The sequence below is a fragment of the Gordonia sp. IEGM753 genome (assembly GCF_050321825.1).
In the GTDB taxonomy this organism is placed as follows: domain Bacteria; phylum Pseudomonadota; class Gammaproteobacteria; order Pseudomonadales; family Pseudomonadaceae; genus Aquipseudomonas.
In genome coordinates this window covers 1084576-1108504 of record NZ_JBNQGB010000001.1, presented here as the reverse complement: position 1 = coordinate 1108504, position 23929 = coordinate 1084576, and the positions used below count along the sequence as shown (strand labels likewise).

20 protein-coding genes are annotated in these 23929 nt (G+C 59.3%); 12 read left to right on the top strand and 8 right to left on the bottom strand.

Going from position 1 to position 23929, the window contains the following annotated elements; translation table 11 throughout:
- Nucleotides 1-42: 42 nt before the first annotated feature.
- Both ACQR3R_RS05155 and ACQR3R_RS05150 read left to right on the top strand, forming a co-directional pair.
- Nucleotides 43-1311 (top strand): outer membrane protein transport protein, encoded by a 1269-nt coding sequence (locus ACQR3R_RS05155; RefSeq protein ID WP_428270934.1) that lies wholly within the window; start codon nt 43-45, stop codon nt 1309-1311.
- 48 nt (nt 1312-1359) lie between these two features.
- Entirely contained in the window at nt 1360-2049 is a 690-nt protein-coding gene (locus ACQR3R_RS05150; RefSeq protein ID WP_428270933.1) for a DUF3313 family protein, read from the top strand.
- Here the strand turns inward: ACQR3R_RS05150 and ligD are convergent, their stop codons facing one another.
- The 4 genes from ligD to ACQR3R_RS05130 form a co-directional block, all read right to left on the bottom strand.
- Nucleotides 2050-4653, bottom strand: a complete 2604-nt coding sequence (gene ligD, locus ACQR3R_RS05145; RefSeq protein WP_428270932.1) for a DNA ligase D — start codon at nt 4651-4653, stop codon at nt 2050-2052.
- A 3-nt stretch (nt 4654-4656) separates the two neighbouring features.
- Nucleotides 4657-5649 carry a methyltransferase gene (locus ACQR3R_RS05140; protein ID WP_428270931.1) on the bottom strand — a complete coding sequence of 331 codons (993 nt, stop codon included), beginning with the start codon at nt 5647-5649 and terminating at the stop codon, nt 4657-4659.
- 10 nt (nt 5650-5659) lie between these two features.
- The gene (locus ACQR3R_RS05135; RefSeq protein WP_428270930.1) at nt 5660-7045 is read right to left on the bottom strand and encodes an iron-containing redox enzyme family protein; all 1386 of its coding nucleotides are present in this window, start codon (nt 7043-7045) and stop codon (nt 5660-5662) included.
- A 316-nt stretch (nt 7046-7361) separates the two neighbouring features.
- A complete protein-coding gene (locus ACQR3R_RS05130; protein ID WP_428270929.1) occupies nt 7362-8090 on the bottom strand; it encodes a DUF533 domain-containing protein in 729 nt (242 codons plus the stop codon).
- Between the two features lie 367 nt (nt 8091-8457).
- Between ACQR3R_RS05130 and pcsA the strand changes: the two genes are divergently transcribed.
- A complete protein-coding gene (gene pcsA, locus ACQR3R_RS05125) occupies nt 8458-9180 on the top strand; it encodes a phosphatidylcholine synthase (RefSeq protein ID WP_428270928.1) in 723 nt (240 codons plus the stop codon).
- Between the two features lie 26 nt (nt 9181-9206).
- On the opposite strand, the gene ACQR3R_RS05120 is transcribed toward pcsA, so the two are convergent.
- Together ACQR3R_RS05120 and ACQR3R_RS05115 are read right to left on the bottom strand one after the other, a co-directional pair.
- Nucleotides 9207-10019: a methyltransferase domain-containing protein gene (locus ACQR3R_RS05120; protein WP_428270927.1), complete on the bottom strand. Its 813-nt coding sequence runs from the start codon at nt 10017-10019 to the stop codon at nt 9207-9209.
- Nucleotides 10020-10057: 38 nt separating this feature from the next.
- Complete coding sequence (locus ACQR3R_RS05115; RefSeq protein WP_428270926.1) at nt 10058-10327, bottom strand: nickel-binding protein; 270 nt, start codon at nt 10325-10327, stop codon at nt 10058-10060.
- 181 nt (nt 10328-10508) lie between these two features.
- On the opposite strand from ACQR3R_RS05115, the gene ACQR3R_RS05110 reads away from it, so the two are divergent.
- Both ACQR3R_RS05110 and ACQR3R_RS05105 read left to right on the top strand, forming a co-directional pair.
- A complete protein-coding gene (locus tag ACQR3R_RS05110) occupies nt 10509-11498 on the top strand; it encodes a cupin domain-containing protein (protein WP_428270925.1) in 990 nt (329 codons plus the stop codon).
- A gap of 44 nt (nt 11499-11542) precedes the next feature.
- Complete coding sequence (locus ACQR3R_RS05105; RefSeq protein ID WP_428270924.1) at nt 11543-12004, top strand: GNAT family N-acetyltransferase; 462 nt, start codon at nt 11543-11545, stop codon at nt 12002-12004.
- A 4-nt stretch (nt 12005-12008) separates the two neighbouring features.
- On the opposite strand, the gene ACQR3R_RS05100 is transcribed toward ACQR3R_RS05105, so the two are convergent.
- Complete coding sequence (locus ACQR3R_RS05100) at nt 12009-12689, bottom strand: GNAT family N-acetyltransferase (protein ID WP_428270923.1); 681 nt, start codon at nt 12687-12689, stop codon at nt 12009-12011.
- 603 nt (nt 12690-13292) lie between these two features.
- On the opposite strand from ACQR3R_RS05100, the gene ACQR3R_RS05095 reads away from it, so the two are divergent.
- The 6 genes from ACQR3R_RS05095 (at nt 13293) to paoC (ending at nt 22426) form a co-directional block, all read left to right on the top strand.
- On the top strand, nt 13293-13571 hold the full coding sequence (locus tag ACQR3R_RS05095) for a hypothetical protein (RefSeq protein ID WP_428270922.1): 279 nt from the start codon (nt 13293-13295) through the stop codon (nt 13569-13571).
- A 284-nt stretch (nt 13572-13855) separates the two neighbouring features.
- Nucleotides 13856-16576: a magnesium-translocating P-type ATPase gene (gene mgtA / locus ACQR3R_RS05090; protein ID WP_428270921.1), complete on the top strand. Its 2721-nt coding sequence runs from the start codon at nt 13856-13858 to the stop codon at nt 16574-16576.
- A 203-nt stretch (nt 16577-16779) separates the two neighbouring features.
- Nucleotides 16780-18435 (top strand): Na/Pi symporter, encoded by a 1656-nt coding sequence (locus ACQR3R_RS05085; protein ID WP_428270920.1) that lies wholly within the window; start codon nt 16780-16782, stop codon nt 18433-18435.
- Nucleotides 18436-18636: 201 nt separating this feature from the next.
- Nucleotides 18637-19281: an aldehyde dehydrogenase iron-sulfur subunit PaoA gene (gene paoA, locus ACQR3R_RS05080; RefSeq protein WP_428270919.1), complete on the top strand. Its 645-nt coding sequence runs from the start codon at nt 18637-18639 to the stop codon at nt 19279-19281.
- Entirely contained in the window at nt 19278-20234 is a 957-nt protein-coding gene (locus tag ACQR3R_RS05075) for an FAD binding domain-containing protein (protein WP_428270918.1), read from the top strand. Before paoA ends, ACQR3R_RS05075 begins: the two co-directional genes overlap by 4 nt.
- Complete coding sequence (paoC, locus tag ACQR3R_RS05070; RefSeq protein ID WP_428270917.1) at nt 20231-22426, top strand: aldehyde oxidoreductase molybdenum-binding subunit PaoC; 2196 nt, start codon at nt 20231-20233, stop codon at nt 22424-22426. Before ACQR3R_RS05075 ends, paoC begins: the two co-directional genes overlap by 4 nt.
- A gap of 20 nt (nt 22427-22446) precedes the next feature.
- Here the strand turns inward: paoC and ACQR3R_RS05065 are convergent, their stop codons facing one another.
- Nucleotides 22447-22926, bottom strand: a complete 480-nt coding sequence (locus tag ACQR3R_RS05065; RefSeq protein ID WP_428270916.1) for a (R)-mandelonitrile lyase — start codon at nt 22924-22926, stop codon at nt 22447-22449.
- A gap of 103 nt (nt 22927-23029) precedes the next feature.
- Between ACQR3R_RS05065 and ACQR3R_RS05060 the strand changes: the two genes are divergently transcribed.
- Nucleotides 23030-23920 carry a LysR substrate-binding domain-containing protein gene (locus ACQR3R_RS05060; protein WP_428270915.1) on the top strand — a complete coding sequence of 297 codons (891 nt, stop codon included), beginning with the start codon at nt 23030-23032 and terminating at the stop codon, nt 23918-23920.
- Nucleotides 23921-23929 lie beyond the last annotated feature (9 nt).

Genomic DNA, 23929 nt, shown 5'->3' with positions numbered 1-23929 from the left:
TGGCCACCCGAATTCGACATGGACACTTGCCGAGCTGACCTCATGAACAAAATATCATCTGCTCTACCCGCCCTGACCGTGCTTGCACTGTGCTGTCAGCAAGCGCATGCGGGCGGCATCATGCTGTATGAAATCGGTACCGATAACGTCGGCCTGGCGAATGCCGGGGCGGCGGCACGGGCTCAAGGGCCCTCCACCATCGCCAGCAACCCCGCAGGCATGACTTACCTGCAAGGCACGCAAATAACCGGTGGCTTGCAGGTGCTTTACGGCGATCTCACCTTCAATCGTGATTCAAACACCAACGTCTCCGGCAGTGGCAGCGGCAATGCGCTGGACCCGATTCCGGGCGGCAGCTTCTTCATCAGCCATCAATTGGACGATCACTGGAGTGTCGGCTTCGGCGCGTACGGCGATTTCGGTCTGGCGGCCAACTACGATAACGATTGGTCAGGGCGCTATTTCGCACAAAACGCGAGCATTGCCGGTTTATCGCTGGTGCCTAGCGTGGCTTACCGCTTTAACGATCAGTGGTCGGTCGGGGTCGGCGTCAAAGCGATGTACGGCAAGTTGCAAACCCAGACTGCAATCGACCGTAGCCCGTTTGGCCTTACCGACCGCAGTGACGGCCAGTACAAATACGAAGACACCACCTGGGGCTACGGTGCAAACGTGGGGGTCATATATGCCCCACAACCCGGCACGCGCATCGGCTTGGCCTATACCAGCAAGGTCGACCTTGATTTCGAAGATCGCCTGGACGTCAAAGGTACTGGTCCAGTGTCCGACCGCCTGAATGGGCTGAACACCAAACTCGACATGCAAGTGCCGCAAACCGTGACACTCAGCCTGTTCCAGCAACTTGATCCGAAGTGGGCACTGCTGGCGACGGTCAACTGGCAGGACTGGTCGCAATTCGGCGATGTCGGGGTGCAAGTCGACACCAATGCGGCCGGGGCACAATCAACGAGCATCAATGCGCATTACAAAGACACCTACCAATTGGCACTGGGCGCCCAATACCAGGCCACGCCTCAACTGCTGTGGAACGTAGGCCTCGCTTACGACACCGCAGCAGTCTCCGACAGTAATCGAACACTCAATGCGCCGATGAACGACTCATGGCGCCTGGGAACAGGCGCGACCTATGCGCTGAATAAAGACACGGATATCAACGTCAGCTGGGCGCTGGTCTGGTTGGGCGACATGCCCGTCGACCAGACTAAAAACCTTTCAGGTGATCGAACCTCCGGTCAGTTCGACAATGCCTGGATACAAGCCGTGACCGGCAACATGACCTGGCGCTTTTGACGCCATCGACACCCTGAGTACGACTCATCCCACGGAGCACTCAACACTATGAACCTGTCCCGAAAATTATTAGCAGGCGCGGCCCTCGCCAGCCTGTTACTCGCCGGTTGCACCTCCAAGGTAACGGAGCAAACCCAGTATTCCGGTTACCTCTCCAATTACAACAACCTGCAAGAGGCCAGCACGCCCAGCGGTGGCACCGCCATGCGCTGGATCAGCCCATCCTGGAACCCGAATGCGTACGACACCGTGGTGTTCAACCGGTTGGAGCTGTATCCAGCACCCAAGCCAGATGAACGCGTGAATCGCCAGACGCTGGACGAGATCCAGAGTTACATGACCAACAAGGCCAAAGGCACACTGGGGCAGAAATACCGGGTGGTCACTAACACCCATTCAGCGCCTGCCGGATCAAAAACCTTGATCATGCGAGCGGCCATCACGGGCGTCAGCGCGTCCAACGAGGGCATGAAGTGGTATGAAATTATTCCGGTCGCCGCCGTCGTGGGCGGGGTGTCAGCGGCCAGCGGGCACCGTGATCAAAACAGCGAACTCTATATTGAGGCTGAATTCATCGACGCCAAAACCAACCAGACCGTAGCCAAAGTGGTGCGCAAGGTGTTCGGCAACGTGCTGGACAATGCCAGTCAGCAAATCACCGCCAAGGATTTCAAAGTGGCGATCGATAAGCTGGGCATCGACTTGCAGGCCTTCATCAGCAAGCCACCGGCCTACTGATCACGGCTTCATACCGACCCGCCGGCGCATGTCGGCGGTGATGGTCTGCCTGGTTTTCTTCAGGTCCGCCCAAGGTTCATCCCCTACTTCAGCCAGTCGCTCATGCACGTTGTGCAACGTCCACTGGTTACCGCCCTTGAGTTCTCCGACCTCGTCCCGAAAAATCGGCACCGACACCGGCAAGCCTTCGCGGGTACGCACGGCATAGGCGCAGATGGTGGTCGCACCCAAACCGTTACGCAGGTAATCAATGAAGATTCGCCCTACCCGGTTTTTCGGGCCGGAGACTGCGGAGAATCGCTCTGGCAGCAGTTTGGCGATGTGACTGACAATGGCGTGACTGAAGTCCTTAACCTCATCCCAACCGAGTTTTCGCGTCAGCGGCACCAACAGGTGAATGCCTTTGCCGCCGCTGGTTTTGAGGAATGCCTTGAGGCCCAGTTCATCAAGTACCGAGAGCGTCAGTTGTGTCGCCTCGACCATGCTTTTCCAGGGCAGCGCCGGGTCCGGGTCAAGGTCGAGAACAAAGCGGTCGGGCTTGTCGAGTTTGTCCGACGTGGCGTTCCAGGTGTGCAGCTCCACCGTGCTCATCTGTACCGCGCCTATCAGGGCTTCGGCGTTGTTGATGATCATCATCGGTTGCCCGGTGAGTTTCTTGTCGAGCGTGGTAATGCCCGGGATCGCCAGGTGTTCGGCGTTTTTCTGGAAAAACAACTCACCGTCAATGCCATCGGGGGCTCGCACCAGCGCTACGGGCCGGTCTTTCAACTCAGGCAGGATCCACTGCGCAATACTGGCGTAATACTCTGCCAACTGCATTTTTGTGGTGCCACTGCTGGCGTCGATCACCCGCTCAGGGTGGGTAATGCGCACCTTGCCCTGATCCAGTCCGGTTTGGGACGGTGCCGTGTTTTCGGCAGTTGTCTCTTTCTTTTCGGCAGCTGTCTTCTTCGCGGATGCGCCTGGTTTTCTGTCTTTGTTCTCCACCACTGTGGGTTGCTCCTCGGTGATGTTCTTCGCCGGTTTGTCATCGCGCAGGCCATGGAACACGGCGTGGCGAACAGAGCCTTCTTTGGTCATTTCAGCAAACGCGATCTCGGCCAGCAGCGTCGGTTTTAGCCAGTGCACGCCTTTGGCGTCGAAACCAGTGGGAGGGTTGACCACCGAAGGCTTTTTACTCAGCAGTGGCTTGAGCTGTTCGTAGATGCTGTTGAGCGTGGCTTCGTTGAAACCTGTGCCAACCTTGCCCGCGTACTTCAACTTGCCGCTGTCGGCGTCATGCAGGCCCAGCAACAAGGCACCGAACGCATTGCGCGAACCTTTTGGGTCGGTGTACCCCACCACCACAAATTCCTGGCGGTGCTTGCACTTGAGCTTGATCCAGTCACTGCTGCGCCGTGACACGTAGGGCGACCCCAACCGCTTACCGATCAACCCTTCCATCTGCATCTGGCAAGCACTGTTGAGCAAGGCGTCCGGCGCTTCGGCAAATGAATCCGAAAACCGTAGCAGTGGCTCTTTACTTGTCCTGAGCACGGTCGACAGCGCAACCCGGCGTTCCTCTACCGGCACCTCGCGCAGGTCCACCCCATTGAGGTAAGGCATGTCGAACAAGTAATACACAATCGCGTCACTGCGGTTGGCGTCGAAGGCATTTTGCAGCGCTTGAAAATCCGGCACGCCTTGCTCGTCCGCCACCACCATTTCACCGTCCAGCCAGGCTGACTCCAGCTCCAGTGCGGCTAACGCCTTGGCTTGCCCGGGCAACTTATGGGTCCAGTCATGACCGTTACGCGTGAAGAGTTTGACCTCGCCATGGTCAATGCGCGCCATGATCCGGTAACCGTCGAACTTGATCTCGTAACTCCAATCGCCCTGCGGGGCTTTCTCGACCAGCGTCGCCAGCTCCGGTTTTAGCTGTTCGGGCAGTTTGGCCTTGTGGGCGCCGGTCAACTGCGCCGAGGGGGCTTTTTGCGCAACCTTGCGCGCAGGCTTTTTCAGCGCTTTGGGCGCCGCTGCGGTTTTAGACTTTTTAGCCGGGAGGGTTCGATCACTGAGCACACTGTCCGGCTCGGCGCTGACCACGTCGTAATCGCTCTCCGGTTTGGCCGCGCCGTCCTGATGCTTGATCAGAAACCATTGCTCCTGCTTGCCCGGCATGTGCGTGCGCACCAGATTCCACAGGCCTGCGAGTTTTTCACCCTGCAATTCGAATTTGAGTTTGCCCTTGGCGTAGGCCTTGGCCGGATCCTCTTGCGGAATCCACACGCCACGGTCCCAGACAATCACATCTCCGGCACCGTAATGCCCTTCGGGAATGCTGCCTTCGAACGTTGCATAGTCGATGGGATGGTCCTCGACATGAACCGCCAGACGCTTGACCTTAGGGTCCAGCGACGGGCCCTTAGGTACCGCCCAGCTCTTCAGGGCGCCATCGAGTTCCAGACGAAAATCATAATGCAGGCGCGAGGCATCGTGCTTCTGGATGCAAAACTGCAAGGCATGGTCCTTGCCATTTTTTTTGCTGGAACGCTTGACGGCGGCCGGTTCCGAGGTCGCCGAAAAATCGCGCATGCGGTTGTAATCGTCGAGGTTCCTGTTCATGACTCATTCCCCTGCTGCCGTTCTGACGCTGCCCCCGATACCCGGACCGATTCGCGTCACCACCAGCGCCACTACAGCAATGCGCTCTACCCGTTTGTAACCGGGGTTCAGCAGTTCTTCACCAAAGACGTCCGGGTCCAGTTCGCGATAGGTCCAGCCAAACAGTGGCGAAATCAGAAGCGGGGTCAGGGCCTCAAGAAATGGGTCGCGCCCCTCGATCATTGCAACTCCGGTGTACAACACCAACGAGCCACCCGGTGCCAGTCGGTTTAACGCCTGCTCGACGATTCGTATCGACAGTTCTGCGCCGAATGCGCCCCCGCCATGGCGATAGGCACGCTCGGCGGGATCGGCCATGTAGGGCGGATTAGCGACGATCAAATCGAAATGACCATCAACGTCTTGCAGCACATCGCTGGTCTCGGTTGTGACGTTGCTGACTTCGGCGAGCGCGGCATTGACCGCCGTCAAACGCAAGGCTGCGGGGTTGATGTCAACCGCCAGCACATCGGCTTCATGTCGGGCACGGGCGATCACAATCGCACCGACCCCGGCACCACAGCCAATGTCGACCGCACGCCTGATCGGCGCTAGATCATGCTGCAAATGGTCCTGTATCAAGTGTGCAAAACGGTAGGTGTCGGGGCCGAAAAACACCGAATCAGCGTCATCGGTGGGGAACCTCGAATGCACAAACAACAGGTCATCAAGGCTCGACCAGCGCACGCAGCTTTTCAGGTGACCGTTGCTTTCTTCGAGCACGCCTGCGTGTTGTAACTGCTGTTGTTCCTGCAGGGGTAACAAGCCCGGTTCGAAGGGACGCGACCACCCGAATACATCGCGCAGGGTCTGCGCCTGCTGCCTCGCGGTTCGATCGATAACCCGCTGGTGTGTCAGCGGCGTCGGCGTGATAAACCGATAGTCGTCAGCCTGCAAACGGCGGCCCAGTTGCAATAAAGCCAATTGGTTGGCATCCAGCTGTGCTTCCTGACTCATGCATTACTCCCTATCGAAGGCCGGATTTGAGTTCGATGAAGCGCCGCGTAGCCAACAGTCCGGCAGGATGAGCATGTCGATGCGCGCTGAGCCACGGGATAAGTGCCTGGATTTGCTCATGCGGGTGCAGCGAGCCCAGCGCTGTGTGCACGCGCTGTACATCCGGATCATTGATTGGCAGCAACGGCGCGGTGGGTGCGCTGACCGCACGACGCGGTGGCATGTGGCGATGTTCAGGCAGCCAATCACCGGCGATCCAGTCGTGCAGCAGTTGTTTTTCATAGGGACTGAATACACCGAACATGGCCGCGCCATCGCCCTCGATCAGTTGCCAGAAGCGACTGTCCTGTGGGTCTTGGTGCCGCTTGATCCAGCCTTTGTTTTCCATGGCGCGTAAAAAGTCGGGTAACTGCCCGGGCGACGACAACCACTGATTGACCGTCTTGCCTTCGAAACGGCAGTAGTCGGAATGCATGTGCTGAGCGAACGGGCGCTTACGCTCGAGCATCCCCAACATTTCGCTGTACAGGTCGAATGACTCGATGATTGCGCGACTGCCCAACCCGAGGTCATTCAGCCGATAACCCGCCGCTACCCGGCGCATGAACGCGTCGCGATCACCTTCTAACGGCAACAGCTGCAACACCGCTTGCACGGCTTTTTGCGCATGGCCGGTGCTGGCGTTATCGATGGTCACGTGCAGCGTGAAGTAATACGGATCAATGCCCAACTCGCTGAGTTCATAAGCACTGATCAGCAGGTGCAGCGGCAGTTGCTCGTAGCCAAGGTTATACCCGACCACTTCTGGCAGAAAGTCATCGCTGCACTCCCCCAATGCCAGTTGAATAGCGCCTTGCAGGTAGTACTCGTCGGCGACGGGACTCGCCTCTTGCAGGCCATTCTCGGCCAGTAGCTTGCGGTAAATAACCACATGATTCTGCGCGGGATTGCCGTCGCCCAGCTCCTCCAGATAAGTACAAATCAGGCCGTCAAAGCGCGGGTCGCGCCAATGCTGCAACAGGCCGAACAGCCATGCACCGTCCACTAACTTGGTGGGGGCAACCGCTTGGAGGAAGAACAGTGCGTGCGCCTTGCAGCTGAAAAACCGACGTGGCTCGCCAGCCTTACGCCGTTGCAGGTAATCGGCGTACTGCCTGGCGACGTCGGCACTGTGTTGCTCGACAAATCCTTGCAATGCCTGCAGGTCTTGCGGCATTTCCTCGGGCAGATCCGCGGCTTGCTGCAGCTGCGCTTCAAGAAAGGCTCGGCCAAGCGTTTGCCGCTGCTCAGCGCTGCCTCCGGTCAATAGCAGCTCGTAAGCCTGCTTGATGCTGCTGGCCGGTGGAATCCGGTGCTCAAGAGCAGGTCGGGTTTGAAGTGGTGTCAGGGCAGTCATGGAGGCATCTCTCGTTCTGAGGCCAGTGGCAGGACGCTGGATCAGCACGTCTCTACAACTGCAGAGCGATTTGCCCGGACAAAAATTCAATCGAGGTTGAAATTGCCCAGACGGACGGGCTCATGAATCAGGCAAATGCCAATTGCGCAGGCCCGGCCATAGTCAATGACGAGCCTTGTATGCAGGGCTTATACCCTCGGCCAGCCTGCGCATTCGAGGCAGCGCCGAGTCTTCATTGATCGGGAGATCGCCGACGATAACAAAGGCGATGAATAGTTATTCGTGGACACCCGCCGTTAACGTGCCCGCGCCGTTGTCAGACGGCGGCGGTGCCTTTGGCCTGTTGCTCCAGATGCACTTGCAACTGCGGATCAATCTTCAACGCCGCCGCGAGTTCATCCAGGTAACTACGCTCGGCGTCTTGCTGATCGTCCACGACCATGACGCTGGCCAGGTACATTTCTGCCGCAATGGCCGGATCGGTGGCCGACTGCGCCACCTCAGCGGCGTCCAGTGGCTTGGCGACTTCGTCATCCAGCCATTGTTGCAGTTGCGGATCATCGGTGTGTTTGGAGAGTTCTGCGCTGATCATCTGCTGCTCGTTATCATCGATCCGTCCATCTGCCTTGGCCGCCGCGATCAACGCACGCAACACCGCGTGGCTGTGTGCCTCCACTTCCGGACCGGACAAAAGATTGGCGGTACGCGGTGCTTCCTGCGGTGCAGAAGCCTGATTGCGTTGCCAAGCCTGGTACGCCTGGAAAGCCATCATGCCAAGCGAGGCCAACGCTGCGTAGTTAGTGCCGCCACCCGTGCGAGCCTGGGTCGAACCACCCGTCGCGGCGCCGCCACCCAGTAGCCCACCGAGCAAACCGCCTAACCCGCCGCCACCGGCACTGGCACCTGCCCCGCCGCCCAACAGGCCGCCGAGCAACCCGCCCAGACCACCCAAGCCACCCGATGCCGAAGCACCTGCGCCACCTTGTTGTGCCGTCGAGCCCTGCCCGGCCCGCAACAGTTGTTCGAGCAGATCGCTGGTGTTCATGATGATGTCCTTGTTTTAAGAGGCATTACAGTGAGGAAAAGATAGTCCCTGAGGGCAATTGCGCCACCACCGTTGGGCTGACACAACGCTTACCGGGCGTGGCGTGGGCTGGTAATTCTGGTGGGTCACCCCGGTTGCGGCGCATGTTGAAGAAATGGCCCATTTGATCAAACACCCTGAGCGAGGAGTTTGATGGCGTGGAAGTGTGATTTTTACGGGGTATTTTTTTACCACGCAGCTAAGATTTACAGACGGTGAACCTTATTCGCGAATTTCCGGTCGATACCTGCAACCCGACCCGGTTTGCCGCCGCCCTCGATCACGAGGGTGATGACTGGCTTGCTTCACAATTTTGGAGAACGCCCCTGTGATATCGACCCTACACATTGCCAGGCTAAAAGCATGGGGCGCCCATGGTTTTACCGCGACTGGCGTGGTCACAGCCTTCCTTGCAACCCTGGCCCTGCTGGAAAACCAGCCCACAAATTGTCTGCTGTGGCTGGGGGTCGCGTTGATCGTCGACGGTCTGGACGGTGCCTTGGCGCGCAAGGTCAACGTGCAATCGGTGCTGCCGAGTTTTGACGGTTCGATTCTCGATCTGGTGATCGACTACCTGACGTATGTGTTCATCCCGGCGTTGTTCATCTATCGCTACATCCCCTTGCCCGAGTACACGTTGCTGCTGACTGTGTCGCTGATTCTGGTGTCGTCGCTGTTTTGCTTCTGCAACGTCAACATGAAAAGCAAAGACAACTACTTCCAGGGCTTCCCTGCGGCGTGGAACGTGGTTGCGCTGTGCCTTTACATTATTGCCCCATCACCCTGGATAACGTTGCTCACCGTGATCGGCCTGGCGCTGTTGACCGTGACCCGCATGAAGTTTTTGCACCCATTTCGCGTGCGTAAATTCATGCCGATCAACATCGCCGTGACAGCCGTCTGGCTGTTGTGCAGCCTGTCGCTGGTGGTCAACCACCCGGTGATCAATCCGATGGTGATGGGGCTTTGGTTGCTGATGTCGGCCTACTTCCTGGGCATCTGCATCTGGCGTACCGCGCTTGAGTGGTTCGATGGCGCACGTCACGGCTAGCGCGATCTTGCTGGCGGCAGCGGTGCCTAACGTCGGGTGATTACCACTTCCAGGTATTCACTCGGCACCACCAGTGATTTTTCGCCCGCGCGATTCGACCGGTGCAGCAAGTCGGCCATGTCACTCGCCAGCGCCGCCGCGCCATCCGGCGGCAAGGCGGCGAATGCCTTGTGGGTTGGGCCGTACCATTGGCGAAACACGTCGATAAAATGCTCGGTGGAGCGATAGCGAAAATTGAAGGTTCGGCGAGTCACCTGCAGCAAGAAATCGTGCTCGTCAAAGTGCGTATGTAACCAGGCTTCTGTGCCCCACAGCGAGGGTGATTGCGCCCCCGGCGTTGGCGGCAAGTGGCGACCAAGGATCTTGAACATCTGGCCGACGAAACCCTCTGGCGTCCAGTTGGCCAGGCCAATCCGGCCTCCCCGGCGACACACCCGCGCCAGTTCTGCTGCCGCCCGTGACTGGTCGGGCGCAAACATCACACCGAACGTCGAGAGCACGGCATCGAAGGACTCGTCGGCAAAGGGCAGCGCTTCGGCGTCGGCCACCTGAAAGGTCACCTCCAGGCGCTCAGCCTTGGCTCGCTCTGCGCCACGTTCAAGCAGCGCTGCCACGTAGTCGGTGGACGTGACATGGCAGCCACGCCGCGCGGCCGCCAGTGTCGCGTTGCCATTGCCAGCGGCAACGTCCAGCACGCGCTCATCGCACAGCAAGTCGCAGGCTTCGGCCAATTGCTCACCGACAATCTGCAAGGTAGTGCCAATCACCGCGTAATCGCCGCTGGACCACGCGGCCATCTGACGGGTTTTGAGGGCAGTAAAATCAATGGGTGTACTCATTACGTTTGCTCCATTGAGGATTGAAAACGCAGCCCGGCTCATTCTGCCGTGGTGGGGTCGATGACGGTCACGACCCGGGAGACGCTATTGGCCGGGAATCCGCTTTGCCTGGCGTGTTCCCTGATCGATTCCTCATCCGGTGCGATGAACACGCAGTACAACTTGTTTTCGGTGACATAGCTCTGCAGCCACTGCACCTGTGGCACCTCACGCAAGGCCTTGCAGGACTTTTGCGAAGCCGCTTTCAAATCCCTTTCTGACAGTGTTCCAGCGCCCGGTATCTCTCGTTCGATGACGAATTTCGGCATGGCAACCTCTCATTTTTGTTATTGATCACAGGGCCCGATGACCCTGTTGGCTCACTATCGCGCCGGTGATCGGCGGCGTCCTGCCCGATCGTCGGTCAAGCTTGTCCGATCGTCCGGAGATTACGCGCGGCACACCATCGAGTTCACAATCAACACACCGCTGCCAACACGGGAAATCACCATGGATGCCCTGTCGCAAACCCTGCGCGTGGTGCGTTTGGTCGGTGCCATTTTCATCAGTGCCAGATTCACCGCGCCGTGGTGCTACCAATCGCCCACCGCCGACACCGCAGCGCCCTTCCTGGAACCGGGCGCAGAACGGGTGGTGATCTTCCACCTGATCACCGAAGGCGAATGCTACGTCGAACTGGGTGATGATCCGCCGTTGCGGCTGAAGGCGGGCGACGCGGTGGTGTTTCCTCTGGGCGATGCGCACCGCATGTGCTCTGAACCCGGTGTCGCGCCTGCCACGGGCGCGCGCTTGCATGCGGTACTGGCACGCCGGCCGAGGCAGTTGAGTTATGGCGGTGGCGGTGCCGTAACGCGACTGGTGTGCGGCTACCTGGCCTGCGACACCCGTTTGGCGGGCCTGTTATTGACGGGGTTACCGACCGTGGTCAAGGTCAATGTGCGCGGCTCCAATGCCGGCATCTGGCTGGAATCTTCGTTGCGTTATGCGCTGGCCGAAGCCCGTTCGCCGAGGCCCGGTGGTGAAGGCGTATTGGCCAAACTGGCCGAAGTGTTGTTCATCGAAGTGCTGCGCCTGTACATGAACGAGCACGGCGTCGGTCGCACCGGCTGGCTGGCAGGCGTCGGTGACCGGATCGTCGGCGGCGCATTGAATGCCTTGCACACGCATCCGCAAAAGGCCTGGACCCTGGAAGAGTTGGCGCGCACCGCCGGCACCTCTCGGTCAGTATTGGCCGAGCGATTTCAACATCTGGTCGGAAGCTCGCCCATGCAGTACCTCACACAGTGGCGGATGATGCTGGCAGCCAATCTGCTGAGCCGCAGCAATGCCTCGCTGGCACGCATTGCCGAAGAAGTCGGCTACCAGACCGACACCGCGTTCAGCCGTGCTTTTCGCCGTGAATTCGGCGCCCCACCAGCAGCGTGGCGGCGCAGTCAGGCAGCCTCGAGAAGTCGCTCGGGGATTGCCGATACCCAATGAATCGGCTCTTATAGGCCACCCATTTTTTGAAAGGACTCACCGCAATGACGCTTCATCTCGACTGGCTCGCCAATCACCTGGAGCATAGCGACACTTTTGCTTCATGGATCCACCAACAATTTCATTACGAGTACGCCGATCAACCCTTGGCGGAGTGGCAACGCGAGTTCACCGAAGGCCAGGCCAACGGCGACTGGAAGTGCCTGATAGCGCTGGATCATGGTCAATTGGTCGGTGGTGCGGCGCTGGCCAGGGCAGACCTGGCGCATCGGCCCGATCTGGGCCCGTGGCTGGCGTGCGTGTTCGTTACTCCCCAGGCGCGCGGCCAGGGCCTGGCGGAACGTTTGATCGAAGGGGTTTGCGCGCAAGCCAAAGACAGCGGCGCACACCGGATCTATCTGCACACGCAGGACAAAAGCGCTTACTACGCGAAGCGCGGGTGGACGCTACTGGAAAGTTTTCAGGCTTGGGACAAAGACCAATACCTGATGATGCGCGACCTCTGAGGCGTCAAAGATTGCGCTGGCGCACAAACTCCCGGGCTTTGTGCGTCAGCTGATCGAGGTGCCGGTCACGCTGCTTCTCGGCGTCGAGCATCGCGCGCTTACCGTGTTTTTGCAGTAGGTACGTGTGGATCTGCCGCACTTCCAAAGAGCTGTAGATCGGTGCCACATCCAGCAGCCCCATCAAGCCGTCACTGCTGTGATCGCGAGTGTTCATCAGCACTTGGGTGCCCCGCACGCCGATCACCTGAAAACCCATCGCCTCAAACCATGGCACCTTGGCGACGGAGCACGTCAGTTCGGCATGCGGATAACGGCCGACCATCTCACGCAGCAGTCGGCGGGCCACGCCTTGGCGCCGATAACCATTCTGTACGGCCATATAAGCAACGCCACACGCCTGGCCATCATCCTTGACCGGCAGGTACAACAAAAAGCCGATGACCTTTTGCGGGTCATCCTCGTCGGTGGCGACGATCAATTCCACGGCAATCCCTTTTTCACCGCCCAGCGCCTCCAGGTACAGGTGCACTTCGAACCCGATCGCATATTGGTAAACGTTGTACAGCAGGTTGCTTGGTGGTATCGCGACCATGCTGATGTCGCTGAGGTTATCGACAACCAACTGCAGAATCTGGCTATTGATGTGCTCGGGAACTGGGGTCTGGAAATGACTGATCGGGTGCATTGTGGCTCTGATGTTGAAAACGGACCCGCTCATCATAACGCGCCCTGCGGGAAACCGGCTTGCCGGTGATGGCGATGCTGAAAACGCCATCGCTGGCAAGCCAGACTCCTACGGATCGGCGGTGAATGCCGGATTGTTGTGGTTAACCCAAATTCCGTAGGAAACCGGCTTGGCGGTGATGGCGATTTCACGGACGGCATCGCTAATAAGCCAGTCTCCTGCAAGGTGTTTGTATATTCGATATAAATACGATAAGCCTGCATTGATTGATAACTAACTGTCATTCACCTGAACCACTTGCCAACTCAACTATCCGATCCGGTTTTTTCTGTATGAAACAGCTATTAACCCGACATTTAAGGTTGACTTCACCTACTCGCCTGAGTAAATTGCCCGGGCCGGTTACACAGGCCTTTCTTCAATTCACAAAAGAAGCCAATGGACACAGTATCTAGTCGCTGTCGGATTGCTGCAAAAAAGCAGAATCTGGCACATAACCCAGAACATCACGGGACTCGACTTTTCGGTCGGGTGAGCTGCGCTAGAGCTTGATGCTCCACCGTAACTTGCCTCGCCGACGACAGTCCGGTGCAGAGGTACGTTATGAACTTCACAACCACAGTAATGCCAGGCGTACGCGCCTTCGCCTCGACCCTGCGGGTCAAGCTCTGCCGTGAGCGTCTCGCCTCGGCCCGGGCCTGTGCGCCATTTACCAGCCCTTCTTTCCCTGCCAAGGCACAGCCCCGTGCCCACTGGCGCGTCTGCCCGATGACGGGTCAGCTCCAACAACGCTGGAGCATGGACGACAGCCAGGATCCACAGAGTTGGAGCATCGCACGCATGCTCCTCGGCCTGAACCTTGGAACATATTCGTTTAATTGATCTGAAAGAACTTCAACGTTCTTCTTTCAACGGTTTCCCACCATGGGAATTCGACAACTAACTGCTGCCTGTTAATTAATAAAATTATTGGATTTAAATATGGACGAAGCCAGTAGACGGTTCGCTGCCTGCCACTTTCATGTGCCCGGGCAGCGAACATTAACCCATAAAAAACGTAACTATCAGAATCGACCGCTTATTGGCGGCTCGACCTACGTGCGCTCGTCTTTGATTAGCTGAGTGGCCTGTGCGTCGTGCCGCACGCCTGCGGCAGGAGCACAACAATGACCCTTGCAAACACCGCAAAAAAAACCACCCGGGGCGTCACCAGCGACAACGCGAAACTGTCGATGCGTGCCGCCCGGGAAGCGCAAAACGGCCTGGCCGTTACCCTGACCAACCTCAACGCCACCACCGACGGCCTGACCGAACTCGAAGCCGAAGGCCGCCTGGCCCGCAACGGCTACAACGAAGTGGCCCACGACAAGCCACCTCACGCCCTTATCCAACTACTCAAAGCCCTCAATAACCCGTTCATCTACGTGCTGCTGACACTGGCCGGCATCAGCTTCTTCACCGACTACTGGTTGCCGATCAGCAACGGTGAAGCGCACGACGCCGACCTGACCAAAGTCATCATTATCATGACCATGGTCAGCCTGAGCAGCCTGTTGCGGTTCTGGCAAGAATACCGCTCGGCCAAATCCGCCGAAGCGCTCAAGGCGATGGTTCGCACCACTGCCACCGTGCTGCGTCGCGAGCATCGGGACGGCAAATCGGTGCTGCGTGAAGTGCCGATGCGCGACTTGGTGGCCGGTGACATCGTTCAGCTCAGCGCCGGCGACATGATCCCCGCCGACATTCGACTGATCGAATCGCGGGATCTGTTCATCAGCCAGGCCGTGCTGACCGGCGAAGCGTTGCCAGTGGAAAAATACGACACCCTGGGCAACGTCGCGCAGAAGTCGGCGACCAGCGAGGCTGCCAATCAGTCGGACCTGCTGGACCTGCCGAACATCTGCTTCATGGGCACCAACGTGGTCAGCGGCACGGCCAAGGCTGTTGTCGTGGCCACCGGTTCGCGGACTTACTTCGGCTCGCTGGCCAAGGCGATTGTCGGCTCCCGCGTACAAACCGCGTTCGACCGTGGGGTGAATAGCGTCAGCTGGCTGCTGATCCGTTTCATGCTGGTGATGGTGCCGATTGTGTTCCTGCTTAACGGCTTCTCCAAAGGTGATTGGGGCGACGCGTTCCTGTTTGCCTTGGCGGTCGCGGTCGGGCTCACCCCGGAAATGCTGCCGATGATCGTCAGCGCCAACCTCGCCAAAGGCGCCATGGCCATGGCCAAGCGCAAAGTGGTGGTCAAGCGTCTCAATGCGATCCAGAACTTCGGTTCGATGGACGTGCTGTGCACCGACAAGACTGGCACCCTGACTCAGGACAAGATCATTCTGGAACACCACGTCGACAGCCATGGCCGGCGCGACGACTCGATCCTTGAACTGGCCTGGCTCAACAGCCATCACCAGAGCGGCCTGAAAAACCTGATGGACCAGGCCGTTGTACAGTTCGCCAACCGGAATCCGAAGTTCCTTGTTCCGCTCGCCTACAGCAAGGTCGATGAACTGCCGTTCGACTTCGTCCGTCGACGCCTGTCAATTATCGTCAAGGACAGCCACGACGATCACCTGATGGTGTGCAAAGGTGCGGTCGAGGAAATGCTCGCCATCGCCAGCCACGTCCATGAAAATGGCGACATCGTGGCGCTGGATGAACAACGCCGCAAAGACTTGCTGGCCCTGGCCAACGAGTACAACGAGGAAGGCTTCCGGGTGTTGCTGGTCGCCACCCGCGAGATTTCCAAAGCTCAAAGCAAAAACCAGTACACCACCGGCGATGAACACGAACTGGTGATTCGCGGCTTCCTGACGTTCCTGGATCCACCGAAAGAAACCGCCGGGCCGGCCATCGCCGCACTGCGCGACATGGGCGTGACCGTCAAGGTGCTGACCGGCGACAACGCCGTGGTCACCTGCAAGATCTGCCGTGAAGTCGGGCTCGATCCAGGTACCCCGTTGCTCGGCCAGGACATCGAGCAACTGGACGACACCACGCTCAAGCTGCGGGTTGAAGAGCGCACGGTGTTCGCCAAGCTGACGCCGCTGCAAAAATCCCGGGTGCTCAAAGCCTTGCAAGCCAACGGCCACACCGTGGGTTTCCTCGGCGACGGGATCAACGATGCCCCAGCACTGCGCGATGCCGATGTCGGGATTTCGGTGGACAGCGGCACTGACATTGCCAAGGAATCTGCCGACATCATTCTTCTGGAAAAAAGCCTGATGGTGCTCGAAGAAGGCGTGCTCAAAGGCCGCGAAACCTTCGGCAATATCATGAAGTACCTGAACATGACCGCCAGCTCCAACTTCGGCAATGTGTTTTCGGTATTGGTGGCCAGTGCGTTCATTCCGTTCCTGCCGATGCTGTCGATCCACCTGCTGCTGCAAAACCTGATGTACGACGTTTCTCAGTTGGCGCTGCCGTGGGACAAGATGGACAAGGAGTTCCTGCGCAAACCACGCAAATGGGACGCGAAAAATATTGGCCGCTTCATGCTGTGGATCGGGCCGACCTCGTCGATTTTCGACATCACCACCTTCGCCCTGATGTGGTACGTGTTCGCCGCCAACAGCGTGGAAATGCAGAGCCTGTTCCAGTCTGGCTGGTTCATTGAAGGGCTGCTGTCCCAGACACTGGTGGTGCACATGCTGCGCACCCAGAAGATCCCGTTTTTCCAGAGCACCGCCGCGTTGCCGGTGATCCTGATGACCGGGTTGGTGATCTGCCTGGGCATCTACATCCCGTTCTCGCCGCTGGGCACAATGGTCGGCCTGGTGCCGTTGCCATGGGAATACTTCCCTTGGCTGGTGGGCACGCTGCTGAGCTACTGCGTAGTCGCCCAAGTGATGAAAACCCTCTACATCCGCCGCTTCAAGCAGTGGTTCTGATAACGATCAGTTAAGCAACTGAACCCACAGCTGACTGTGGGAGCGAGTTTGCTCGCGAAGAGGCGCTCATATTCAACCGACAGGTTGGCTGACTCAGCGCCATCGCGAGCAGGCTCGCTCCCACAGGTTATGTGTGCATCGCAACATAACGATCCGGCCTGCGGGACTTCGATCAATGCCACACCGAATTAAGGAGAGTTCTCATGTCGGGAACGACTCTACTGATCAACCTCACCGGCGCCATCGCACTCTTGCTATGGGGCACGCACATGATTTCTTCGGCCCTGCTGCGCGGCTTTGGAACGCCACTGCGCCAATGGCTGGGGCACAACCTGAATAACCGCTGGCTGGCCTTGCTCTCGGGTATCGGCATCACCGGCATTTTGCAAAGCAGCACCGCCGTCAGCATGATGGCGACTTCTTTTACCGCCGCTGGCACGCTGGGCCTGGCCCCTGCTCTGGCAGTGATGCTGGGCGCCAACGTTGGTTCGACGCTGGTGGTGCAACTGCTCAGCGTCGATGTGTCGCTGCTCAGCCCCATGGCGTTACTGGCCGGCGTGGTCATCTTTCGCCTGCGCGACGATTCACGCTTTGAAAGCATCGGCAGCGCCCTGATTGGCCTCGCACTGATGCTGATGGCCCTGCACCTGCTTGGCGTCACGCTGATGAATGTCGAAAGCACCCCGGTGTTCCGGATAATCATGCAAAGCCTGGACGGAGATCTGTTGATTGCCCTGCTGGTGGCGCTGATTCTCACCTGGATGTGCCATTCCAGCGTCGCCGTCGTGCTGCTCATCGTCTCGCTGGCCGCCACGGGCCTGCTGTCGCCGACCACGGGGGTGGCGCTGGTACTCGGGGCAAACATCGGCGGTGCATTGCCGTCGGTGATCAACGCCGGCACAAATGTGGGCCGGCGCTTGCCGCTGGGCAATCTGCTGATCCGGGCCCTCGGCGCGGCGCTTTTATTACCCTGTGCCGGGTGGCTGGCGCAGATTCCGGTCGCCCCCACCGCGCTGGTGATGTACCTGCACACCGGTTTCAACCTGGGGCTGGCGCTGGCGTTCATTGGCCTGACCGAACCCATGGCACGGCTGCTCACTCGCTGGTTGCCGGCACCTGTGCGCGATGTCGATCCCGGCATGCCGCAGTACCTGGACGAAACCGGGCTTGCCGTGGCCAACATCGGCCTCGCCAACGCGGCTCGCGAAGCCCTGCGTATGGCCGACATGTTCTCGGCGATGCAGGAACGGATGCTGCAGCTGTTCCACACCTCGCAGCCCAGGCATGTCGACGAACTGCGACGCATCGACCAGTCGCTGGACCGACTGAGCGCCGCTATTCGCGCTTATCTGGCGGACATTGGTCACGAGGGCATCAGCGACAACGATGCCGATCGCTCCCAGGAAATCCTGGCGTTCGTGATCAACCTCGAACACGCGGCGGACATCCTGTCCAGCAGCCTGGCGCAACTGGCCATGCGACGCTTGCGTCGCGGCGAACACTTCACGGTGTTCGAACTGCGCAACATTGCACCGCTGCACGAGGCGCTGCTGGCGAGCCTGAGCCTGGCGATCACCGTGTTCCTGCGCGAAGACATTGCCACCGCGCATCATCTGGTCCACCGCAAGGAAGTCGTCAGAAGACTCGAAGCCACGGCCAGCCGCGAACACTTTCGCAAGCTGCAGGAGGACAAAAATACCTGGGCCGAATCCGGCGACATTTTCCAGCGCGTGCTGCGTGATTATCGCCGTGTGCATCACCACATCGCCGCCCTCGCCTACCCGCTGCTGGAGCGCGCCGGCGAGCAAATAACCGAGAGCAATGAGTTGATCAAGCAAGCACCGCCATGCGCTTCCTGATCTGGCCCGACGCACTGACGCCGCTCAGCGGCTGGTTTTTAAAGGACTGCGCTTTACCAAGAGCCATGGGTGGTGGACTCACGCGACTCATGAGCCACACGCATAACTCTATAGACGAATAACGCAAAAACATTCCGCCAGCGCGGCGGTCACTTTCTTGATGAAGGATGGACAGGCCACTATTCCACGGGAATCGAAACGATGGACAACCATGACCCACAGTCACTCTCCAGACGTAAGTTCCTGATTGTTGGCGTCGTCACCGCGACGGCGCTGGCGTTGCCGCCGTTCATTTGTGCTCAAGCCTCGGCCGCCAACGCTGCTGCGCACCCGGTCAAATCGAAACTGTCGATCACGGTGAACGGCCAGCCGCGTGACATGGACCTCGACACGCGTACCACGCTGCTCGATGCGCTGCGCGAAAACCTGCAACTCACCGGCACTAAAAAAGGCTGCGATCACGGTCAATGTGGCGCCTGCACGGTGATCGCCGATGGTCGACGCATCAATTCCTGCCTGACGCTTGCGGTGATGCACGAAGGCTCCAACATCATCACCATCGAAGGCCTTGGCACGCCGGACGCGTTGCACCCGATGCAAGCGGCGTTCATCAAGCATGACGGCTATCAATGCGGGTATTGCACGCCAGGGCAGATCTGTTCGGCGGTCGCGGTACTCGGTGAGATCCGCGATGGAATTCCCAGCCACGCAAGCGTGAGCCTGACCGATCAACCCCAGTTGATTGCCAGCGAGTTGCAAGAGCGCATGAGCGGCAACATCTGTCGCTGCGGTGCCTATTCCAACATTATCGAGGCGATCACCGAAGTCGCGGAGGCCAGCGCATGAGGCCCTTTACCTATCTGCGTGCACAATCTCCGGCTGAAGCAGCCGCGCTGGCAGCACAGGCCAGCGATGCCCGGTTTATCGCAGGCGGCACTAATTTGCTGGACCTGATGAAGCTGGAAATCGAAACGCCATCGCACTTGATCGACGTCAACGGGCTGGCACTGGACCGCATCGAAGCCACGCCAGAGGGCGGTTTGCGAATCGGTGCGCTGGTGCGCAACACCGACCTGGCGGCCGACGCACGGATCAGGAAAGACTACGGCCTGCTCTCCCGCGCCCTGCTCGCCGGTGCTTCCGGCCAACTGCGCAACATGGCGACCACCGCAGGAAATTTACTGCAACGCACACGCTGCCCGTACTTTTATGACCCCAATCAAGTCTGCAACAAACGGCAGCCTGGCAGCGGTTGTGCAGCCATCGGCGGATTCAGCCGGCCGCTGGGCATTATCGGGGTCAGCGACGCCTGCATCGCAACGCACCCCAGCGACATGGCGGTGGCCATGCGTGCCCTCGATGCACAGGTTGAAACGGTGCGGGCGGACGGCACGACCCGGGTAATTCCGATGGCCGACTTTCATCGGCTACCAGGCAACACGCCAAACATCGAAACCTCACTGGCGACACATGAGCTGATCACAGGTGTCACGCTGCCGGCGCCCATCGGCGGCACGCACATTTATCAAAAGGTCCGTGATCGCGCGTCCTATGCATTCGCCCTGGTTTCGGTCGCTGCAGTGATCCAGCAGGACGGCTCCGGCCGGATTGCACTGGGCGGTGTCGCGCAAAAGCCATGGCGCATGGAGGCCGCTGAAGCGGCCATGAACCAAGGCGCAAAAGCGGTTTCTGAGCAGTTGCTGGCGGGCGCCACGCCCACCGATCAAAACGCGTTCAAATTGACATTGGTCGAGCGCACGCTCGCCTCGGTCATGGCACAAGCGAGGGTTCAGGCATGAAATTCGACACGCCCGCCACGACCAATCCGATCGACCAGTTGAAAGTGGTTGGCAAACCTACTACCCGTATTGAAGGCCCGCTGAAAACCACGGGTACGGCGCCCTACGCCTATGAACACCATGACGTGGTGGCGAATCAGGCTTACGGTGTGGTGGTCGGCTCGGCCATCGCCAAGGGGCGCATCGCCTCGATGGACCTGACGGATGCACAGTCCGTACCCGGCGTGATCGCCATCGTCACCGCACAAAACGCCGGTAAGCTCGGCCTCGGCAAATACAACACTGCAACATTGCTCGCCGGGCCTGAGATCCAGCATTACCACCAGGCCGTGGCACTGGTGATAGCGCAGACCTTCGAGCAGGCGCGAACCGCCGCGCAACGCGTCAACGTTAACTATGTCAGCGAAAGCGGCTCATTTGATCTTGCCAGCGTGCGTGATGCCGGCGCGCCAACCGAAGAAATGCCCGACACCCGTCATGGTGATTTTGCCAAGGCGTTCGCGGCGGCGCCCGTGCAACTGGACGCCACCTACACCACGCCCGATCAAGCCCACGCCATGATGGAGCCCTTCGCCTCGATGGCCTCCTGGAACGGCGATCAGTTAACGCTGTGGACCTCCAATCAAATGATCGCCTGGTCGGTCAGCGACCTGGCCACCACCCTCGGTGTGCCCAAAGAAAACGTGCGGCTGATATCGCCCTACATCGGCGGCGGTTTTGGTGGAAAACTGTTCATTCGTGCCGACGCGGTGCTTGCAGCCCTCGGTGCACGATTGGCCGGCCAACCGGTAAAAGTTGCGCTGGCACGGCCGATGATGTTCAACAATTCCACGCACCGGCCGGCGACCATTCAACGCCTTCGCATTGGCGCGACTCACGAGGGCAAAATCACTGCCATCGGCCATGAAGGCTGGTCTGGTGACTTGCCGGGCGGCAAGGTCGAACGCGCGGCGCAGCCCAGTAAACTGCTGTATGCCGGTGAGAATCGGTTGGTCACAATGAGGCTATCGACCCTGGATTTACCTGAAGGCAACGCCATGCGTGCGCCCGGTGAAACGCCCGGGCTGATGGCGCTGGAAATCGCCATGGACGAAATGGCCGAGAAGCTCAACCTGGACCCCATCGAATTTCGGATCCGCAACGACACGCAGGTCGATCCAACCCATCCCGACCGACCATTTTCCACACGGCAACTGATCGAATGCCTGCGCACCGGGGCCAACCGCTTTGGCTGGAGCAAACGCCATGCGCAACCCGGCACGCAGCGCGAAGGTCGCTGGTTGATCGGCATGGGCGTCGGGGTCGCCTTTCGTAATAACAACCTGGTGACATCCGCGGCTCGCGTGCGCCTGAATGACCAGGGCATCGTGACCGTGGAAACCGACATGACCGACATTGGCACCGGGAGCTACACCATCATCGGCCAGACGGCTGCAGAGATGATGGGTGTGCCTCTTGCCAATGTCGTCGTGCGCCTGGGTGACTCAAGCTTTCCGGTGTCCTCCGGATCGGGTGGCCAGTTCGGCGCCAATTGCTCGACAGCCGGGGTGTACGCAGCCTGCGTGAAATTGCGCGAGGCGGTCGCGCAGCGCCTCGGCGTGAGCCCGGACCAAGCCGTGTTTATCGATAGCGAAGTACGCGTCGGCGGAAAAATTGTGCCATTGGGCAGCGCCGCGCAGGACGGCGAAATCGTCGCCGAAGATTCAATCGAATTTGAGCAATTGGCCAAGAAGTACCAGCAATCGACCTTCGGCGCGCACTTTGTCGAAGTCGCCGTCGACAGCGCCACCGGCGAAACTCGCGTGCGACGGATGTTGGCGGTGTGCGCTGCGGGACGGATCCTTAATCCGACGTCGGCCCGCAGTCAGGTGATCGGGGCGATGACCATGGGCGTCGGCGCGGCATTGATGGAAGCATTGGTGGTGGACAAACGCCGGGGCTTTTTCGTCAACCATGACCTGGCGGGATACGAAGTGCCGGTGCATGCCGACATTCCGCATCAAGAGGTGATTTTCCTCGACGAAACCGATCCGATGTCGTCGCCGATGAAAGCCAAAGGTGTCGGAGAATTAGGCCTGTGTGGTGTCAGTGCAGCGATTGCCAACGCAATCTACAACGCCACTGGCGCGCGGGTTCGGGAGTACCCGATTACTCTGGACAAGATCCTGCACGCACTGCCGCCCATGATTTGAACGCATCGGACCGATGCTGATCAGCGCTGTGCGCTGGCGTATTGCTGTTCGCTGACCTGTTCCATCCAGTCCACCACTTTACCGTCGTGTATTTCTGCAATGGCAATGTGAGTCATTGCGGTGGTCGCGGTAGCGCCGTGCCAATGCTTCACGTGGGGCGGGATCCACACCGTGTCGCCAGGTTTGATCGACTGCACCGGTTGGCCGTGCTCCTGCACCAGGCCGCTGCCTGCGGTGACGATCAATGTTTGCCCCAGCGGGTGCGTGTGCCATGCGGTTCGTGCGCCGGGTTCAAACGTTACGGTGGCGCCACTCACGGCTGCAGGTTCAGTGCCTTTGAAGGGAGCATCCACCCGCACTGTGCCGGTGAAATAATCGGCAGGACCTTTGGCCGATGGTTGTGAACCGTTTGGCGTGACTGTCAGCATCGGAGTCTCCTGAGCGTGGGAATCGAAGGCCATCAGTGAAAGCGACAGCGCTGTGGCGGCGAGGTTGTTCATGGCTTCTCCCGGTAAGTAATGTGTAATCAACTTCAATTTACCCGCTACACGCTCTTCTGATTAGCCACTAGAATCGGGTTAAACCTATGAGGGAGACTCATGAATGCTCCGGGAAAACGCCAACGATCTGCTCGCTTTCCTTGCGGTTGCCCGCGAGCGGAGCTTTACCAAGGCTGCCGGTAAACTCGGGGTGTCCCAATCCGCGCTAAGCCATACCATCCGCGGGTTGGAGGCTCGGTTGGGTTTGCGTTTGCTGACCCGTACCACGCGCAGTGTTTCGCCCACCGAGGCCGGCCAGCGCTTGCTGGAAACCATCGGCCCGCACTTCGAAGAGATCGAGATTGAACTGGCGGCGCTCAGTGACCTGCGTGACCGGCCTGCGGGTAACATTCGCCTGAATGCGATGGACCACGTACTGGAATTCATCCTGTGGCCGGTGTTGAAACCGTTTTTGGCCAAGTACCCCGACATTTCGGTGGAGGTGTGCTGCGACTACGGTTTCGTCGACATTGCGGCGCAGGGATTTGATGCCGGCGTGCGCCTGGGCGAGGACGTAGCCCAAGGCATGATCGCCACCCGCATCGGTCCGGACATGCGCATGCTGGTGGTGGGCTCCCCGGGTTACTTTGCCAACCGCGAGAAACCGCTGACACCTCGCGACCTGACCGGGCATCGGTGCAACAACCTGCGCCTGCCCACCCACGGTGGCGTGTACAGCTGGGAGTTCAAGAAAGACCAGCAAGCACTGAATGTGAAGGTCTCAGGCCAGGTCACGTTCAATGGCGTGTACCCCTTGCTGAATGCGGCGCTCGATGGCGTCGGCTTGAGTTATATCCCGCAAGACCTGGTGGCGCCGCACATCGCGGCCGGGCGCCTGGTGCCGGTGCTTGAGGACTGGTGCGCACCGTTTGCCGGTTTCCACCTGTACTACCCCAGCCGACGCCAGGCATCACCGGCATTTGCCTTGCTGCTGGAAGCGCTGCGTTACCGCTGACGGCTTGAG

Coding starts and splice junctions, on each gene's coding strand:
- mgtA (WP_428270921.1), top strand. CDS start 13,856: ATGACCCTTGCAAACACCGCAAAAAAAACCACCCGGGGCGTCACCAGC.
- ACQR3R_RS05135 (WP_428270930.1), bottom strand. CDS start 7,045: ATGACTGCCCTGACACCACTTCAAACCCGACCTGCTCTTGAGCACCGG.
- paoA (WP_428270919.1), top strand. CDS start 18,637: ATGGACAACCATGACCCACAGTCACTCTCCAGACGTAAGTTCCTGATT.
- ACQR3R_RS05150 (WP_428270933.1), top strand. CDS start 1,360: ATGAACCTGTCCCGAAAATTATTAGCAGGCGCGGCCCTCGCCAGCCTG.
- ACQR3R_RS05075 (WP_428270918.1), top strand. CDS start 19,278: ATGAGGCCCTTTACCTATCTGCGTGCACAATCTCCGGCTGAAGCAGCC.
- ACQR3R_RS05105 (WP_428270924.1), top strand. CDS start 11,543: ATGACGCTTCATCTCGACTGGCTCGCCAATCACCTGGAGCATAGCGAC.
- ACQR3R_RS05100 (WP_428270923.1), bottom strand. CDS start 12,689: ATGCACCCGATCAGTCATTTCCAGACCCCAGTTCCCGAGCACATCAAT.
- paoC (WP_428270917.1), top strand. CDS start 20,231: ATGAAATTCGACACGCCCGCCACGACCAATCCGATCGACCAGTTGAAA.
- ligD (WP_428270932.1), bottom strand. CDS start 4,653: ATGAACAGGAACCTCGACGATTACAACCGCATGCGCGATTTTTCGGCG.
- ACQR3R_RS05130 (WP_428270929.1), bottom strand. CDS start 8,090: ATGAACACCAGCGATCTGCTCGAACAACTGTTGCGGGCCGGGCAGGGC.
- ACQR3R_RS05140 (WP_428270931.1), bottom strand. CDS start 5,649: ATGAGTCAGGAAGCACAGCTGGATGCCAACCAATTGGCTTTATTGCAA.
- ACQR3R_RS05155 (WP_428270934.1), top strand. CDS start 43: ATGAACAAAATATCATCTGCTCTACCCGCCCTGACCGTGCTTGCACTG.
- ACQR3R_RS05110 (WP_428270925.1), top strand. CDS start 10,509: ATGGATGCCCTGTCGCAAACCCTGCGCGTGGTGCGTTTGGTCGGTGCC.
- ACQR3R_RS05120 (WP_428270927.1), bottom strand. CDS start 10,019: ATGAGTACACCCATTGATTTTACTGCCCTCAAAACCCGTCAGATGGCC.
- ACQR3R_RS05060 (WP_428270915.1), top strand. CDS start 23,030: ATGCTCCGGGAAAACGCCAACGATCTGCTCGCTTTCCTTGCGGTTGCC.
- ACQR3R_RS05115 (WP_428270926.1), bottom strand. CDS start 10,327: ATGCCGAAATTCGTCATCGAACGAGAGATACCGGGCGCTGGAACACTG.
- ACQR3R_RS05085 (WP_428270920.1), top strand. CDS start 16,780: ATGTCGGGAACGACTCTACTGATCAACCTCACCGGCGCCATCGCACTC.
- ACQR3R_RS05095 (WP_428270922.1), top strand. CDS start 13,293: ATGAACTTCACAACCACAGTAATGCCAGGCGTACGCGCCTTCGCCTCG.
- ACQR3R_RS05065 (WP_428270916.1), bottom strand. CDS start 22,926: ATGAACAACCTCGCCGCCACAGCGCTGTCGCTTTCACTGATGGCCTTC.